The 18048-nt window shown below is 35.0% G+C and carries 15 protein-coding genes; 6 read left to right on the forward strand and 9 right to left on the reverse strand.

Annotated features, from left to right (window positions below):
* Positions 1 to 5: 5 nt before the first annotated feature.
* The 9 genes from ABDZ63_RS12415 to dnaA all read right to left on the reverse strand — a co-directional run bounded on the left by ABDZ63_RS12415 (position 6) and on the right by dnaA (position 11803).
* Positions 6 to 1325: a serine hydrolase gene (locus ABDZ63_RS12415; RefSeq protein WP_343783926.1), complete on the reverse strand. Its 1320-nt coding sequence runs from the start codon at positions 1323 to 1325 to the stop codon at positions 6 to 8.
* A 377-nt stretch (positions 1326 to 1702) separates the two neighbouring features.
* The gene (locus ABDZ63_RS12420) at positions 1703 to 2776 is read right to left on the reverse strand and encodes an HD-GYP domain-containing protein (protein WP_343783928.1); all 1074 of its coding nucleotides are present in this window, start codon (positions 2774 to 2776) and stop codon (positions 1703 to 1705) included.
* A gap of 30 nt (positions 2777 to 2806) precedes the next feature.
* A complete protein-coding gene (gene gyrA / locus ABDZ63_RS12425; protein WP_343783930.1) occupies positions 2807 to 5305 on the reverse strand; it encodes a DNA gyrase subunit A in 2499 nt (832 codons plus the stop codon).
* A 65-nt stretch (positions 5306 to 5370) separates the two neighbouring features.
* Positions 5371 to 7296 carry a DNA topoisomerase (ATP-hydrolyzing) subunit B gene (gene gyrB / locus ABDZ63_RS12430; RefSeq protein WP_425541990.1) on the reverse strand — a complete coding sequence of 642 codons (1926 nt, stop codon included), beginning with the start codon at positions 7294 to 7296 and terminating at the stop codon, positions 5371 to 5373.
* Positions 7297 to 7334: 38 nt separating this feature from the next.
* Positions 7335 to 7619: an extracellular matrix regulator RemB gene (gene remB / locus ABDZ63_RS12435; RefSeq protein ID WP_343783932.1), complete on the reverse strand. Its 285-nt coding sequence runs from the start codon at positions 7617 to 7619 to the stop codon at positions 7335 to 7337.
* An 18-nt stretch (positions 7620 to 7637) separates the two neighbouring features.
* Positions 7638 to 8747 (reverse strand): DNA replication/repair protein RecF, encoded by a 1110-nt coding sequence (gene recF / locus ABDZ63_RS12440; protein WP_343783934.1) that lies wholly within the window; start codon positions 8745 to 8747, stop codon positions 7638 to 7640.
* 23 nt (positions 8748 to 8770) lie between these two features.
* Positions 8771 to 8992, reverse strand: coding sequence for an RNA-binding S4 domain-containing protein (locus ABDZ63_RS12445; protein WP_343783936.1), 222 nt, complete (start codon positions 8990 to 8992; stop codon positions 8771 to 8773).
* Between the two features lie 136 nt (positions 8993 to 9128).
* Positions 9129 to 10274, reverse strand: a complete 1146-nt coding sequence (gene dnaN / locus ABDZ63_RS12450; RefSeq protein ID WP_343783938.1) for a DNA polymerase III subunit beta — start codon at positions 10272 to 10274, stop codon at positions 9129 to 9131.
* 182 nt (positions 10275 to 10456) lie between these two features.
* Positions 10457 to 11803 carry a chromosomal replication initiator protein DnaA gene (gene dnaA / locus ABDZ63_RS12455; protein ID WP_343783940.1) on the reverse strand — a complete coding sequence of 449 codons (1347 nt, stop codon included), beginning with the start codon at positions 11801 to 11803 and terminating at the stop codon, positions 10457 to 10459.
* A gap of 592 nt (positions 11804 to 12395) precedes the next feature.
* Between dnaA and rpmH the strand changes: the two genes are divergently transcribed.
* The 6 genes from rpmH (at position 12396) to mnmG (ending at position 18043) form a co-directional block, all read left to right on the forward strand.
* Complete coding sequence (gene rpmH, locus ABDZ63_RS12460) at positions 12396 to 12530, forward strand: 50S ribosomal protein L34 (RefSeq protein WP_343783942.1); 135 nt, start codon at positions 12396 to 12398, stop codon at positions 12528 to 12530.
* Between the two features lie 161 nt (positions 12531 to 12691).
* Positions 12692 to 13033, forward strand: coding sequence for a ribonuclease P protein component (rnpA, locus tag ABDZ63_RS12465; protein ID WP_343784000.1), 342 nt, complete (start codon positions 12692 to 12694; stop codon positions 13031 to 13033).
* 101 nt (positions 13034 to 13134) lie between these two features.
* Positions 13135 to 13908 carry a YidC family membrane integrase SpoIIIJ gene (spoIIIJ, locus tag ABDZ63_RS12470; RefSeq protein ID WP_343783944.1) on the forward strand — a complete coding sequence of 258 codons (774 nt, stop codon included), beginning with the start codon at positions 13135 to 13137 and terminating at the stop codon, positions 13906 to 13908.
* Positions 13905 to 14534: an RNA-binding cell elongation regulator Jag/EloR gene (gene jag / locus ABDZ63_RS12475; RefSeq protein WP_343783946.1), complete on the forward strand. Its 630-nt coding sequence runs from the start codon at positions 13905 to 13907 to the stop codon at positions 14532 to 14534. Before spoIIIJ ends, jag begins: the two co-directional genes overlap by 4 nt.
* A gap of 209 nt (positions 14535 to 14743) precedes the next feature.
* Positions 14744 to 16120, forward strand: coding sequence for a tRNA uridine-5-carboxymethylaminomethyl(34) synthesis GTPase MnmE (gene mnmE / locus ABDZ63_RS12480; RefSeq protein WP_343783948.1), 1377 nt, complete (start codon positions 14744 to 14746; stop codon positions 16118 to 16120).
* A 33-nt stretch (positions 16121 to 16153) separates the two neighbouring features.
* Complete coding sequence (gene mnmG, locus ABDZ63_RS12485; protein WP_343783950.1) at positions 16154 to 18043, forward strand: tRNA uridine-5-carboxymethylaminomethyl(34) synthesis enzyme MnmG; 1890 nt, start codon at positions 16154 to 16156, stop codon at positions 18041 to 18043.
* The last annotated feature ends 5 nt before the right edge of the window (positions 18044 to 18048 follow it).

Below are 18048 nucleotides of genomic sequence, written 5' to 3' on the forward strand. Positions count from 1 at the left end.
TACTATTAAGTAAAAATCCCTTTAATACTATTAAATAGACCAACAAAGAAGTCGCCAATAGCTTGTAAAATTAGCATAAACCAATTTGAACGCTCGACTTCATCAGCCGTATAAACAGGTACTGAGATCGTTGCATCATCAGATGTTAAATTACCGTAATCGAGTTCCCCTTCATATGTTAACACTAATTGCCCAACTTCTAAACCTTCTTCTACAGGTGCTTCTAATGCACCCTCATCATTTAATACTTCTTCATCTAATTCTAATTGAACTGAGTAAAGGTCTTCTTCACCATTTTTAATCATTGATTCAATCGGTTCACCTGAAGCGATCTCTACTTCATTTTCTTTACCTTTAACAATAGATAGTGTTGATTCATCATCTACTTGATATCCTTCTTCATACAACATTTCTTTTGAAAAATGTTCAAAACCATAATCTAATATCTTTTGTGTTTCAGCAAATCGAGCTTCTACACTATCCGTTCTCATGACGACTGAAATTAGCCTTGTACCATCACGTTCTGCTGTACCTGTAAAAGTATAACCTGCTAATTCTGTGAATCCGGTTTTCAAGCCATCTAAGCCTTCATACGTATACTGTGCAATATGACCAGGCATTCCTGGTAACATCCAGTTGAAGTTTAACATTTCGTGCCCTTCAAATTCTTGAGTAGGTACACTCGAAACTTCTAGAGCTTCAGGATAATCATTAACAAGATTGTAAGCTAAAATCGCCATAGAGCGAGCAGATATTAAATTATCTGCATCTGGGTCTGTACCTTCAGGATAATTTTCTCCTAAGTGGCTATTAGATAAACCAGTTGAATTCACAAACTGAGCATCCGGTAAGCCCATATCTTCTGCTTTATCGTTCATCATTTGAACAAATTCGCCTTCAGAACCTGCAACTAATTCAGCTAAAGCAATCGATGTTGCATTATCTGAATAGATTGCCATTGCATCATACAATTCTTTAACCGTATATTCATGATCTAAGCGTAATCCTACACCAGAAAAGGTATTATTTGCGGAGATCGAAAAAGCATAATCGCTAATTTCTGTCGTTGTATCCCAACTAATCTCACCATTTTCCACCGCTTCTAAAACTAAATACTCTGTCATAACTTTAGTCATACTCGCTGGTGGTAATGCAATATCTGCATCTTTAGAAAATAATATATCTCCAGTTTCAGCATCTACTAAGATTGCTGATTCAGCTTCTGTATCAACTTCTGCTTGAGCTGTAACTGGTGTTCCTAATAATGACCCGAATAAAAAGACAGCCATTATAGTTATCATGATGAATTTCCTCGATTGTTTCATATTCTTTCCCCCACATTAATCTTAAAAATAATCTATTTGAATAGCTAATATTCACTATTGTTATTTAGGCTATTCCAACATTTATTATTATACAACATTTTCACTCTACTCACATCGGCTTTTATACTAAAAATTAAAAATGTGAAAATAGACTTAATATAAAAGGTATAAAACCTCCTGCTGCTCTTGAATCGATGAGTTTTCTTCACATTAAGAATTAGAGATTTGGGTGAATATTGATCGTAATAATAAGAAAATCCGAACGAATTCATCATAAATGAATTCGTTCGGATTATTGCAATTGGATATCGCTAGATTAACTGCTCCGTTTTTAAACAAGTACGGCTCCGCGCTCCTTGATAAGAAGAAGTACTGATCTATAAAACCTCGTCTATATATAAATCCCGCTCGTCTATTAGATTAATTATTTCTTTATTTTTAGACAGCCTAACATAGGGTCGTGTCGGATGCTTTTCATCTGTGAAAACAATCGTACCATAATCATTGTTTGATAACTTGACTTGAGTTCCGTTACTAAAATTAACAATCGTATTTACGATTTGATTTAGTACCTTCATATCAAGTTTATCTATATAGTCTTTAGTCATCTCTTCCACTACTTTATACGGCGATTGCTTCTGACGATAAATCCTCTCAGAAGTCATGGCATGAAACATATCACTAATTGCGATAATACTAGCAAATGGATGAATCTTATCATTTTGAACCCCCATTGGGTATCCAGATCCATCCAAACGTTCATGGTGTTGTAAGACGGAGATTTTTACATCTTTATGTACTGGTAAGTCTTCAATCATTCGGTATGATTCAATCGGGTGTTTTCTTACTTGTTCATACTCAGCATGTGTTAAACTCCGATCTAGCAAATACAATCCTTCTTGGTCTTTAAGCATTCCAATATCACTTAAGAAAGCAGCTAATGCAATATTTAATCGATCTTTTTCACTATAGCCTAGCTTTTTAGCTAAGAATGTAGCAATAACAGGCATAGACACGATGTGATAATAGAAGTAATTATTAGGATCATTATAGTGATACAATTTTAATAGAACATCGAGTTTGTTTTCACCTTGTTCTACTAGTGGATAAATCAATTGTCGGATCTTTTGAATATCAATTTTACTTCGATAGTCAAAGCCTTCAAACATTGCTTTCGTTTGTTTTACCACTTCTACATAGTGCTCATAAAAGGAAATAGGATCATCCTGCTGTTCTTTGTCTGGTTGATCGATCTTTTTCTCTGCTTCAAATGATTCACCGTTAACTAATTTATTCGCCACTTCAACTTCATAAACTCTAAACTTATTTAAAACTTGTAAGTGTATAGGCTCCACAACAGTGTGTTTTGGGATTAATGGAGTCAAAGTCTGACCCATGACATCTTTCGTTATTAGACAACCTGATACAAGCTGTTGTGGATGTACTTTCATAACCTAACACCTCTCGTATTAATTTTTACTTTATTCTTCACCTGATTCGTCATCGTTATTTAATTGTTCTTGCTCTTGTTCTGATTCTATTTCTTCATCATCTTCTTTTTCCACAGGGGCCACTGTTGCTACCGCTTCATCATCTGATAGTCTAATTAAACGGACACCTTGTGTATTGCGCCCTGTCATTGAAATAGACTCAGATGGCATACGAATCAATACGCCATCGACTGTAATAATCATTAAGTCTTCTTCTCCTGTTACAGGTTTAACGGCAACGACTTGACCGTTTCTAGGATTCAACTTACACGTTAAAATACCTTTACCACCACGGTTTTGCATACGGTATTCACTTTCAGGTGTACGCTTACCATAACCTTTTGAAGTTACAGTTAAAACATCCACACCTTCATTTAAAATTTCCATTGAAACCACTTCATCATCTTCATGTAAGGTTATCCCTTTAACGCCTGTAGCAGTACGTCCCATTACGCGAACATTCTTTTCATCAAAACGAATTAACAAGCCTTCTTGTGTACCGATCATAATTTGTTTGTCGCCATCCGTTAAGCGAACTGAGATTAATTCATCATCTTCTCGTAAATTAATCGCTCTCAAACCGCCTCGACGAATATTAGAAAACTGCTCTAAGGTTGTACGTTTGGATAAGCCGTTTTTCGTTGTGAAGAATAAATACCAATCATCTACAAATTCACGAACAGTAATAACAGCATTAACCCACTCGCCATTTTCAATTTCAATGACATTGACAAGAGGAATTCCTTTTGCTGTACGGCTAAATTCAGGAATTTCATATCCTTTAGCACGATAGACTTTACCTTTATTCGTAAAGAATAACAACGTATCATGAGTAGAAGTCGATAATAAATGCTCAACAAAATCCTCATCATGTGTATTCATACCTTGAATACCTCGACCACCTCTGTTTTGTGTTCGGTATGTTGTAGCCGGTAAACGTTTAACGTATCCTTTATGCGTTACAGTTATAACAACTGTTTCTTCTGGAATTAAGTCTTCATCTTCAATTAAATCAACACCGCCAACAACAATTTCTGTCCGGCGTTTGTCATTAAAACGCTCTTTTAGCTCTAACAACTCCTCACGAATAATATCTAAAACTTTTTGTTCGTCAGCTAAAATTGCTTTTAACTCCGTAATTAAGTCTGTTATTTCTTTATATTCATTTTCGATCTTTTCACGTTCTAAGCCTGTTAGACGTTGTAAACGCATATCTAAAATAGCTTGTGCCTGCTTTTCAGATAGGCCAAAGCGGCTCATTAACCCATCACGTGCAATATCAGTTGTTTGTGATTGACGAATTAGTTCAATAACTTCATCAAGATGGTCTAAAGCAATTCTTAAACCTGCTAATATATGGGCTCTAGCCTCAGCCTTATCTAACTCAAACTGAGTCCTTCTAATAATAACTTCTTTTTGGTGTTCTAGGTAGTGGCTTAATGTTTGCTTTAAGTTTAATACTTTTGGCTGACCACCCACTAACGCTAACATGTTAATTCCAAATGAAGTTTGTAGCGCTGTTTGTTTGTAAAGATTATTTAAAACAACATTTGGGTTCGTGTCGCGTCGAATTTCTATTACGACTCGTAAACCGTCACGGTCTGATTCATCACGTAAATCTGTAATTCCTTCGATCTTCTTATCGCGAACCAATTCAGCTATTTTCTCAATCAATCTAGCCTTATTAACTTGGAATGGGATTTCCGTTACGATAATACGTGATTTACCGTTAGCTTCTTCTTCAATGTCTGCTTTAGAACGTATTGTAATAGAACCTTTTCCAGTTTCAAACGCCTGTCTAATCCCGCTTCTTCCCAGGATTTGCCCACCAGTTGGAAAGTCTGGACCATGAATATATTCATCCATTAGCTCTTGAATAGTAATATCAGGATTTTCACTTAAAGCAAGTACACCATCAATGACTTCACCTAATTGATGTGGTGGTATATTCGTTGCCATTCCTACAGCAATTCCTGATGCTCCATTGACTAATAAATTAGGAAAACGTGCAGGTAATACAACTGGTTCTTTTTCAGTACCGTCATAGTTCTCTTCATAGTCTATTGTATTTTTATTAATATCTCTTAAAATTTCCATTGAAATCTTAGACATTCTAGCTTCCGTATAACGCATAGCAGCAGCAGAATCACCATCAACTGAACCAAAGTTCCCGTGTCCCTCTACTAACATGTAGCGGAAGTTGAAATCTTGTGCCATACGAACCATAGCCTCATATACAGCAGAATCACCATGTGGGTGATATTTACCGATTACTTCACCAACAATACGTGCTGATTTTTTATACGCTTTATCTGCATGCATTCCTAAATCATGCATAGCATATAAAATACGACGATGAACAGGCTTTAACCCATCTCGAACATCTGGTAGCGCACGCGACACAATAACACTCATCGCATAATCTAAAAATGATGTTCTCATTTCTTGGCTAATATTTATTTCTTGAACTTGAGGACGTTGTTGATCCAAAAGTAATTACCTCCCTAATCAGAAGAACATGATTACCTTATGATAAAGGCATCAAGGACTAACTGTTAAATATCTAAATTTTGTACGTATTGAGCATTTTGTTGTATAAAATCACGACGCGGTTCTACTTGATCACCCATTAATATTTCAAAGATTTCATCTGCTTCCATAGCATCTTGTAAATTTACTTGAAGTAATGTTCTTGATTCTGGGTTCATGGTTGTTTCCCATAACTGAGAGGGATTCATTTCACCTAAACCTTTATAACGCTGAAGACCTATTTTCGGCTGGCTTGGTAATTCATCGAATATTTTCTCCATTTCATGTTCATTGTAAGCGTAATAGAATTTCTTACCTTGAGTCATTTTGTATAAAGGTGGTTGTGCAATATAAATATACCCATGTTCAATTAACGGACGCATATAACGGTAGAAAAATGTTAATAACAATGTACGAATGTGTGCTCCATCTACATCTGCATCTGTCATAATAACAATTTTTTGGTAACGGGCTTGAGATACATCGAACTCTTCGCCGATTCCTGTACCTAAAGCTGTGATAATGGCACGAATCTCATTGTTAGATAAGATCTTGTCTAGTCTTGCTTTCTCGACATTTATAATTTTACCTCTTAAAGGTAAAATCGCTTGGAAATGTCTGTCGCGCCCTTGCTTTGCTGAACCACCAGCAGAGTCACCCTCTACGATGTATAGCTCGCCGATTGAAGCATCTTTAGAAGCACAGTCAGCTAACTTACCTGGTAAACTTGAAACTTCTAAAGCACTTTTCCTTCTTGTTACTTCACGAGCTTTTTTGGCAGCAATTCTTGCACGTGATGCCATCAACCCTTTTTCAACAATTTGTTTCGCTACTTTTGGATGCTCAAATAAAAATTGTGAAAATTTATCTGAGAAAATTTGATCTGTAATCGTACGAACTTCACTATTTCCTAATTTCGTTTTCGTTTGACCTTCAAATTGAGGATCTGGGTGTTTAACCGAAATAATAGCCGTTATACCTTCTCGAACATCATCGCCAATTAGATTAGGATCATTTTCTTTATAAAGATGATTTTTACGTGCGTAATCGTTAATAACACGAGTTAAAGCTGTTTTAAACCCTGATTCGTGCGTTCCACCTTCAGCTGTATTAATGTTGTTTGCAAATGAGTATAAATTGCTTGCAAAGCCATCGTTATACTGAATAGCAAACTCTACTGTGATTTCTTCTAATTCACTTTCACCATAAATTGGGTCGTGAAGAGTTTCACGCGTACGGTTTAAGTGTTCAACGTATTCAGATATTCCACCTTCATAATAGAATTCTTCACTAGTTGTTTCTTCTTCTCTAAGGTCTTCAATAGCAATTCTAAGTTTTTTATTTAAATAGGCTAATTCACGTGTACGATTTAAAAGTGACTCATAAGAATATTCTTGAGTTTCTGAGAAAATCTCTGGATCTGGTTTAAAACGTGTCTTTGTACCTGTGATTTCTGTGTCTCCGATTACAGTTACTTCTTCATTTGGAACACCACGTGTATAGCTTTGAAAATAAATCTTTCCATCACGATGGACATATACTTCACATTCACTTGATAATGCGTTAACGACTGAAGCACCTACACCATGGAGACCACCTGAAACTTTATAAGAACCACCATCGAATTTACCACCAGCGTGTAATACAGTCATAATAACTTCAAGTGCTGGCTTTTTAGCTTTTTGATGTAAATCAACAGGAATCCCACGGCCATTGTCTGTCACGGTAATACTGTTATCTTCTCCAATTTCAATATCAATTGAATCACAATAACCAGCTAAAGCTTCATCGATACTGTTGTCAACCACTTCCCATACTAAGTGATGTAAACCTCTCTCACTAGTTGAACCGACATACATCCCTGGTCTTTTTCTAACAGCTTCTAAGCCTTCTAATACTTGAATTTGACTTGCACCGTAATCTTGTTGATTTAGATTATCTTCCATTGACATTTTCTCACCTTCATTTTCCATAATGGTCTTACATACCTTTATTCAGGCGTATCTTCAGTTACCTCATCTATTTGATCTAATATATTTGATATTTGTGCACGTTTATTTAGAGTTGACACAGATAAAGAACTGAAATATATATGATCAACCGTTATAACAATCGATTTAGGCTCTTCATATTCAACTTCTGTTACATTCCCATTTTTCCGTTGATTAAAAATCATTTCTTCAACAATTGAAGAAGAACTATATAAATTATAATCTATAATTGAAACAACTTCTTCTGCACGAATGACATGTTCATCGCCAATATGTATAAACAACAGCTAACCTCACCTTTCTCATAACAACTGTCCGTTGTGAATATTAAATATTTCGGCTTGATTTAATGTTTCATGGTGAATACCACTAATACTAGTCGTTGTAACAAATGTTTGGACCTTACCTTGAATTGTATTTAATAAATGTGATTGTCTTTGGTCATCTAGTTCACTTAATACATCGTCTAATAAAAGAATGGGATATTCGCCGACTTCATGTTTAATTAATTCGATTTCTGCTAATTTTAATGAAAGGGCTGTTGTTCTTTGTTGTCCTTGAGAACCATAAGTTTGAACATTACGATCATTAACAAAGAAAAATAGATCATCACGGTGTGGGCCAGCTAAAGTAGTACCCCGTTCAATTTCACGGTCTTCTATGGAGTCATGATGAGAGGTATATGTCTCTATTATTCTCTCCAAATTAATGTCTTCTGATACATCAATAGATGCGTCATAACTAATAGTTAATTGCTCCAAACCTCTACTAATTCCTTTATGAATTGGCAGAGCCCATTCTCTTAATTTCTTCAAAAACTCAAGCCTTCTCTCTAAAACTATACTTCCATGTTCAATTAATTGATCCGTTAACACTTTTAACATGGTTCGATCTGTCTGTTTTTGTCGCTGTAAGTCTTTTAATAGTGCATTTCGTTGTTTTAATATTTTTTGATATTGGCCTAAATGATAAATATAAATAGGTTTTATCTGACCAATTTCCATATCTATAAATTTTCGCCGTTCTTGTGGACTACCTTTTACTAAATTAAGATGTTCAGGTGCAAACATGACAACATTTAATGATCCAATATAATCGCTTAAACGTTTTTGTTCGATGTGGTTAAATTTTGCTTTTTTTCCTTTTTGAGAGAAGATGAGCTCTAAAGGAAAAGAACGGTTCCGTTTAAACACACTACCTTTTATTTTACCATAATCAGAGTCCCATTTTATTAATTCTTTATCTTTAGACGTACGATGTGATTTCGTAAAGGCTAAAACATAAATAGATTCCATGAGATTTGTTTTACCTTGGGCATTTTCACCTATAATGACATTAATTTGATTATCAAACTTTAACGATAATTCATCGTAATTACGGTAATTCTTAATAGCTAATTCCTTGATATACATAATGGGACCCCTAGTCTTTATGTTTAATTTTCTTTTGTTACAATAAAAGTACCGATATCCTCAACTTCGACTTGGTCATTAATTTTTAATTTTCGCCCTCGTCTTTGGTCTTGTTCTCCATTTACATAAACAGCAACATCTTGTAAGAGTAACTTCAACATACCACCAGACTCTACAATGTTAGCTAGCTTTAAAAATTGTCCTAACGTTATTTCATCTGTTTGGATCTCAATCGCCTCAGCCATATTGTCACCTTCTTAATTTTAGTTTCTACTGTAGAATTTCCCTAACTATATATTTTACTAAAGATTAGCCTATAAGAAAAGAAACTGAGCCACCAGAGTTAGAATAGTTCTCTTGGCTCAGTTCCATATTTAAAATTTAATATGTTCTTACCGGTGTAATTAACTGTAAAATTTGCTCCTCTTCATCCATTGGTTCAATGATGAACGGACGCATAGCACCAGTAAACTGGATTTTTATTTCCTCTGCATCAATCGCTCTTAATGCATCGATCATATATTTAGCGTTAAACGAGATCTTTAATTCCTCACCTGAAATAGAATTCGTATTTAACGTTTCTTCTGCTGTTCCAATTTCAGGAGAGTTACTAGTTATTTCAATCGCATTCTGTTCCTTAGTAACAAGTTTAACGATATTATTCCGATTATCTTTAGCTAAAAGGCTCGCACGGTCGATCGTTTGCATTAGTTCTTTTGAATTTACTTGTACTTCCGTTTTACTTTGCTCAGGAATTAAACGAGATGTTTCTGGATAATTACCATCTAGTAAACGCGATAAGAAGAATAAATGCTTGGTTCTAAATAATATTTGGTTATCAGAAACACTAATTTGTATTGTATCTTGTGATTCATCTAATATTTTATTCAATTCCCCTAAACTTTTACCTGGAATTACAATGTTTTTAAATGACAACGTTTCTGTATTTTCATTCATTGCAATTTTTCTTGATGCTAGACGATGACTATCTGTTGCAACTAATTCTAATTGATTATTTTCTAATTTAAAATGAACCCCAGTTAAAATTGGTCGCGTTTCAGATGTTGATACAGCGAAATTAGTTTGTCTAATTAATGTTTTTAATAGATCTGTTTGAATATGAAAGCTGTTTTCTGTTTGCAATATTGGTAATTGTGGATATTCTTCTGGATCTTGTCCATTTAATTTAAACTCAGCTTTTCCAGAGCGAATCGTTATATTAAGTTCACCATCTGCTTCAATTTCTACTAAATCTTCAGGTAACTTTTTGATAATATCTGGTAAAAATTTAGCCTGAACAACAACTTTACCTGGAATCACTTCATGAATGTGGACTATTCCATCTTCTTCTTTTGGAATGATAGATTCAATTGTAATGTCTGAATCACTACCTGTTAATTTCATTTCATTTTCATTTGCTTCTAATTTCATTCCAGAAAGAATAGGGATCGTGGTTTTAGGTGAAATAGCTCTCATGACATTTTGAATACTTTGCATTAATTGGTCTCGATTGATGACGATTTTCATAAGGCCCTCCTATTTTATATTTCTCATATATATTTATTTTTTTATAAATAAAATAGTCTTAATAGTAATAGAGCATGTGAATATGTGGAAAAGTAGAGTTTTGTTTAGTGCTGAAGGGTTATCCACATGTGTATAAGTTGTTTGTACCTGTGTAACAGTTATTCACATTGTTAACAAATGATTTAGTTTGATTTAATTTGTTCTGTTAACTCATCAATTTCTCTTTGTAGCTGTAGATCTTCTGATATCATTTTTGATATTTTTTCATGAGCATGAATAACAGTCGTATGATCACGTCCACCAAACTCTTCGCCAATCTTAGGTAGCGAAAAGTCTGTAAGCTCTCGAGCTAGATACATAGCGATTTGTCTAGGGAATGCAACTGATTTTGTTCGCTTTTTAGCTGCGAAATCTTCTAATTGAATGTTAAAACGACTAGCAATCATTTCTTGAATGCCTTTAATTGTAATTTCTTTTGGTTTTTTGTTTGGCACAATATCTTTTAAAGCATTTGCAGCTAATGAAGCATCGATATCCTCGTTAACTAATGATGAATAAGCGACTACTCGAATTAAAGCACCTTCTAACTCTCTAATATTAGTGTCAATTTGATTGGCAATATAAAGCATGACTTCATTAGGAATATCTAACCCATCAGCTTTTGCTTTCTTCCTTAAAATCGCAATTCTTGTCTCTAAATCAGGTGGTGTAATATCAGTTATTAATCCCCACTCAAAACGTGAACGTAAGCGATCTTCAAGTGTTGGAATCTCCTTAGGTGGTCGATCACTTGATATAACAATTTGTTTATTGTCTTCATGCAACGAGTTAAAAGTGTGGAAAAATTCCTCTTGTGTTTGTTCTTTTCCAGCTAGAAATTGAATATCATCTATTAATAGTACATCAACGTTACGATACTTGTTTCTAAAATCAATTGTTCTATTATCTCGAATAGAGTTAATAAATTCATTTGTAAACTTCTCAGATGATAAGTAGACAACCTTTGCATCAGGATTATGTTCAATAACGTAATGCCCAATTGCATGCATTAAATGAGTTTTACCTAACCCTACTCCTCCATATATAAATAAAGGGTTATAGGCTTTAGCTGGTGCTTCTGCTACAGCTAAGGAAGCCGCGTGAGCAAAGCGGTTTCCAGATCCAATAACAAAGGTTTCAAACGTATATTTAGAGTTAAGCATCGTCTTAGAATTTTGATCATTCGCTTTTGGATGATTTAGTTTTTTGATCGGTTGGTTGACGGGTTCTTCATTATCTTCATTCTCAGGAATAATAAATTTAGGTGTTAAACGTGAACCAGTTAAATCGAAAACAGTTTCTGAAATTAGTGCAGCATAACTGTTTTCTAACCAATCCCTTGCAAATTCATTAGGCGCAATAATATAAATGTGTTCATTTTCAATTGATTTAGCTTCAGTTGATTTTAACCAAGTATCAAAGCTAGGTTTGCTTATTTTCTTCTCTAATTCAGCTAGTGTTTGATTCCAAATTTCAGAGATGTTTTGCAAACAATTACACATCCTTTCTGGCTGGGTCTGTAAAGCGAATTTAAATAACAACAATAGGCTATATCAGAGTCTTTTGATTAAATCGTGAATGAAAAAGGGTTGTGGATTATTTAAATATGTATATATATGATATTATAACATTTATCGACAATATCCACACGCATGTTTATAAACTTATAAATAGCTTGTGTATCTTTATTCACATACTATCCACAGTTTGTGGAAAACAATACTACATCTATCCACTTATCCACGGTAAAAACAATATAATCATATCAAATAAGTTCGTTAGTTTCAATGGGGGATAGGAGTTATCCACACTAAAAACAAGGCTGTTAACGATTATTATCCACAGCACTGAAGTTTGTGGTTAATTTATAAAGTTGGGTGTGGACAAAAAGGAAGCTGATCTATTTTGTTAAACTGGGGTTGTGGATAATAAAAATTGAAGCAGGTAATTGAGTTATTGAAAGAATTACGTTATAATAAGAGGCGGTTTGTCTGTTGACATTCAATGCAAAATTTTAATATACTAAGTCTTGACTGCTTATGGTTTTTAGTAAGTTTGTCTAATAGCAGGAGGTGTAGATTCATGAAACGCACTTATCAACCAAATAATAGAAAGCGTAATAAAGTACATGGCTTCCGCGCACGTATGTCTACAAAGAACGGAAGAAAAATTCTAGCGCGTCGCCGTCGTAAAGGAAGAAAAGTTCTTTCTGCCTAGACCACTGAAGCAATATCAGTGGTCTTTTTTCTAGGTAGATAAGGAGTATAAACTTCTATTATAAATGCAAATAGGCCTCTGGATACGGCTATAACGCATGAAAGAGGCAAGTTTTCTTTATAGTAAAATGCTTTAGCATTAACTAGATGGGAAGATCATGTTTGAAAAAAGCTTATCGAGTAAAGAAAAATGAAGAATTTCAACAAATATTTAAAGAGGGCCATTCCTTTGCTAATCGACAATTAGTAATTTATACATTAAATAAGGAAGGGCAATCTCATTTACGAGTAGGGTTTTCAGTAGGAAAGAAAATCGGCAATGCTGTTACACGTAATCAAATAAAACGTTATTTGCGTCAAGCATTTATCGATTTAGACCCATATATAAAGCCCGATTATGATTATATTATTATTGCACGGATCCCAACTAGAAGCATGGGCTATCATGAAATTAAAAGCAGTTTAAATCATTTATTGAAGAAAACGAAAAAATTTCGTCAATAAAAAGTAAATAATTATATAGTACGAGCTTTCGAATAATGCTAAAATACGGTAGTGAAACAAGCATTGTTTTGTAATGGAAGGAAAGTTAGGAGGAACACGAAGTGCGTAAAAGGCTGTTACTAGTTGGTTTGTTAATTGCCATGGCAACTTTATTATCAGGTTGTTTTGAAATCAATGAACCAATTAACGCTGAAAGTGAAGGGATATGGAATAGTTTTTTCGTATACCCATTATCATTTTTAATCACATATATTGCTGAAGATATTTTTAATCATGGATTTGGATTAGCGATTATTATTGTTACAATTCTATTAAGAACATTAATATTACCCTTAAATATTAAACAATTAAAATCGTCTCAAGCGATGCAATTAATTCAACCCGAATTAAAAGAGGTCCGTGAAAAGTATTCATCAAAAGATGCTCAAACACAACAAAAGCTACAGCAAGAAACAATGGCGTTATTCCAACGTCACGGGGTAAACCCATTAGCTGGGTGTTTACCGATCTTAGCTCAAATGCCGATTTTAATTGCATTCTACCATGCAATTGTTAGGACTGAGGAAATTAGTGAATATGGTTTCTTATGGTTCCAGTTAGGTGAACCAAGTGTGATCCTAGCTTTTATTACTTTTGCAACGACATTCATTCAGCAAAAGATTATGATGGCAGGAACACCTGCAGCAGATAACCCACAAATGAAAATTATGTTATACTTGTTACCAGTTATGATTGGTGTGTTTGCATTGTTCTTCCCAGCAGCATTAGCATTGTACTGGGTAGTAGGTAACTTCTTTATGATTGCTCAAACACTATTAATTCGTCGTCCAATGATGAGAGAATTTGAAAAGAATAATGGAGGAACGAACAAGTGAGAGAAATAACGGCTAGTGGTCAAACAGTTGAAGAAGCAAAAGAAAACGCCCTTAATCAATTAGGTTTAGAAGAAGATCAAGTAAATGTTGAAGTTATTGATGAAGGTAAAAAAGGGCTTTTAGGTGTATTTGGTGCTAAACGTGCGTATGTAAAAGTTCAAGAAAAACCTGACTTAATTAGTGAAGGTCAATCTTATCTTCAAAATGTCGCTAATCAAATGGGTGCTGAAGGTACAGAAGTTCACGTGATTGAAAATGAAGAAGAAGTCACGTATGAATTAATTGGCCCTAAGATTGGTTTACTCATTGGAAAAAGAGGCCAAACGATTAACGCACTTCAGTATTTAACAAGCTTAGTAGTTAATCAAAATAAAGATTTATATTTTACTGTTGTTGTAGATGCTGAGGGGTATCGTGAAAGAAGAAAAGAGACGTTAGAGAACTTAGCCAACAATTTAGCTAAAAAGGCACAGAGAATTAATGAGGAAGTTCAAATTGAACCAATGCCTTCATTTGAACGTAAAATTATTCACACTGCTCTTCATGACCACAGCGAAGTATCAACTTATTCAGATGGTAAAGATCCTAACAGAAGAGTTGTGATTCGTCCAAACAGCTTATCATAAAAAAAGTAGCTAACCTATAAAAATGGGTTAGCTACTTTTTTATAGTTATGATTTCTAAAAACAGCACAAATGGTCATCCTAGGATTAATAATAACTTGACTAATAAGTCAGCTTAATACCATTTATATCCTTCTATATTTCTTTTCTTTTAAAGGTTTTTATGATATTGTTTTTTAGTTAGGTAATTGCTAAATAAAGGGGTGAAGGCCATGGAAAATGATACGATTGCGGCAGTTTCAACACCAGCTGGAGAAGGGGCAATTGCTATCGTCCGACTGAGCGGGGATGAAGCTGTCTCCATTACAAATCAACTATTTACATCAAAAGATTTAAGGCATGTAGATTCGCATACGATTCATTATGGAAAATTGATGGATCCTAAAACAGAAGAAAAAGTAGAAGAAGTCATGGTCTCAATTATGAAGGCACCTAAAACCTTCACCCGTGAAGATATAATAGAGATTAATTGTCACGGTGGCATGGTTTCTGTAAACCGTGTGCTACAGCTTGTTTTAAGAGAAGGAGCACGTTTAGCTGAACCAGGTGAGTTCACTAAAAGAGCCTTTTTAAATGGACGTATTGACTTATCGCAAGCTGAAGCTGTTATGGATTTAATTCGTTCGAAAACTGACCGAGCGATGTCTGTTGCATTAAAACAAATGGATGGAAGGTTATCCAATCTAATCCGTGACTTACGCCAACAATTAATTGAGACGGTTGCACATGTCGAGGTTAATATTGATTATCCAGAGTACGATGATGTTGAAGAGATGACACATGATCTCTTAGAAGAACGCACTCGGTATGTAAAAAGCGAAGTTCAATCTTTACTACTAACAGCGAAACAAGGGAAAATTTTACGTGAAGGGATTGCAACTGCAATCATTGGGAAACCTAATGTTGGAAAGTCTTCATTAATGAATATATTAGCACACGAAAATAAAGCAATTGTTACTGATATACCCGGAACAACGCGTGATGTCATTGAAGAGTACGTTAACGTGCGCGGTGTACCGTTAAGATTAATTGATACAGCGGGGATTCGTGAAACAGAGGATATTGTTGAGAAAATTGGTGTAGAACGATCGAGACAGGCACTTCAAGATGCAGACTTAATCTTACTCGTATTAAATGGTAATGAACCACTTAGTGAAGAAGATGCTGCTTTATTTGAAGCGGCTAAAGACCTTGATATCATTGTGACCGTTAATAAAACAGATCTTGATCAAAAGATTGATATGAATGAGGTGTCACAAGCTGCGAACGGTGCACCAGTTATTACGACTTCTTTAATTGAAGAACAAGGAATTGATGAGTTAGAACAGGCCATTGCGGATACATTTTTCGATGGTGAATTAGATCATGGTGATTTAACTTACGTTTCGAACGTTCGCCATATTCAATTATTAGAACAAGCAGATGATGCGTTAAATGATGCTTTGAATTCGATGGAGATGGGAATGCCATTGGATTTGGTGCAGATTGATATAACAAGATCGTGGGAGCTCTTAGGTGAAATTATAGGTGAAGATGTGCATGAATCACTCATCGATCAGTTATTTTCTCAATTCTGTCTTGGGAAATAAATGGAATAAACTGAACAAAAGGAGGTTATCGTTATGTATGATGCAGGACGTTATGATGTGATCGTCATTGGTGCAGGGCATGCAGGTGTAGAGGCTGGATTAGCAGCAGCTAAACGCGGTGCTAAAACGTTAATGCTTACGCTAAACTTAGACCTTATTGCATTTATGCCATGTAACCCATCTGTTGGTGGGCCAGCTAAAGGTGTAGTCGTTAGAGAAATTGATGCACTTGGTGGTCAAATAGGGAAAACAATCGATAAAACCCATATCCAAATGCGTCTTTTAAATACGAGTAAAGGCCCTGCTGTTAGAGCTTTACGTGCTCAAGCAGATAAGGTACTTTATCAGCAAGAAATGAAGCGTGTTATTGAACAACAAGAAAACTTAACGTTAAGACAAGGTATGGTAGAAGAATTAATTATTGAAGATGGCGTTTGTAAAGGGGTAAAAACGGAAACGAAAGCATGTTATTATGCAGATCAAGTTATTGTCACAACTGGCACATTTATGCGCGGGAAAGTGTTAATTGGAGACATTGAATATGAAAGTGGTCCAAATAACCAACGTCCAACAATTACTTTATCTGAACAGTTAGAGAAATTAGGGATTGATTTAGTTAGATTCAAGACTGGTACACCAATGCGAGTCAATTCTCATACGATTGACTATTCAAAAACTGAAATTCAACCAGGTGATGAAGAGCCACGTGCTTTTTCATACGAAACGACAGAATTTATTACTGATCAAATACCTTGCTGGTTGACGTATACAGGAGAAGTAACCCACCAAATTATTGATGATAACTTAGCGACCTCAGCGATGTATTCTGGGGCTGAGCGTGGGACTGGACCAAGATATTGTCCGTCCATTGAAGATAAAATTGTACGTTTTAACGATAAGCCACGTCATCAAGTATTTCTAGAGCCAGAGGGAAGAAATACAGATGAAATTTATGTTCAAGGTTTATCAACATCTTTACCAGAGTATGTACAGAAAAAAATGCTTGAAACTGTACCAGGACTAGAAAACGCTGAAATAATGCGTGCTGGCTATGCAATTGAATATGACGCGGTTGTACCAACACAACTATGGCCGACACTTGAAACGAAGAATATTGCTGGCTTATTTACCGCGGGTCAAATTAATGGAACGAGTGGTTATGAAGAAGCAGCAGGTCAAGGTCTTATGGCTGGAGTCAATGCAGCTGCTAAAGCATTAGGAAAAGAAACATTAATTCTAGATCGTTCTCAAGCTTATATCGGTGTCATGATTGATGATTTAATAACGAAAGGAACTGATGAACCTTACCGATTATTAACTTCACGTGCTGAATATCGCTTATTATTACGTCACGATAACGCTGATTTACGTCTTACGGATATTGCTTATGACATGGAATTAATTACAGAAGAGCGTTATGCACAATTTAACCGTAAAAAAGAGCTTATTCAACAAGAGATCGGCCGTTTAACAGAGGATCGGATTAAACCGACAGATGAAATTCAGAACATGATAGAAGAAATCGGTGGTTCACGATTGAAAGATGGTATATTAGCAGTTGATTTATTGCGCCGTCCAGAAGTGAAATATGAAACCATTAAACGTATGACACCACCTGAAATTGAACTTCCAGATGATGTAGAGGAGCAAGTAGAAATTCAAGTTAAATATGAAGGATATATCAAGAAATCGAATCAACAAGTTGAAAAAATGCGTAAAATGGAAAATAAAAAAATTCCTGATTCCATTGATTATGATGAAATTAGTGGCCTAGCAACAGAAGCGAAAGACCGCTTAAAGAAAGTTCGTCCACTTTCGGTTGGGCAGGCTTCACGTATTTCAGGCGTTAATCCAGCTGACATCTCGATTTTACTTGTTTATTTAGAACAAAGTACTAAATCAAAAACAGCTGCTAATGAATAGAGGGT

Origin of the sequence: Alkalibacillus silvisoli (genome assembly GCF_039521975.1) — a bacterium.
GTDB lineage: Bacteria > Bacillota > Bacilli > Bacillales > Alkalibacillaceae > Alkalibacillus > Alkalibacillus silvisoli.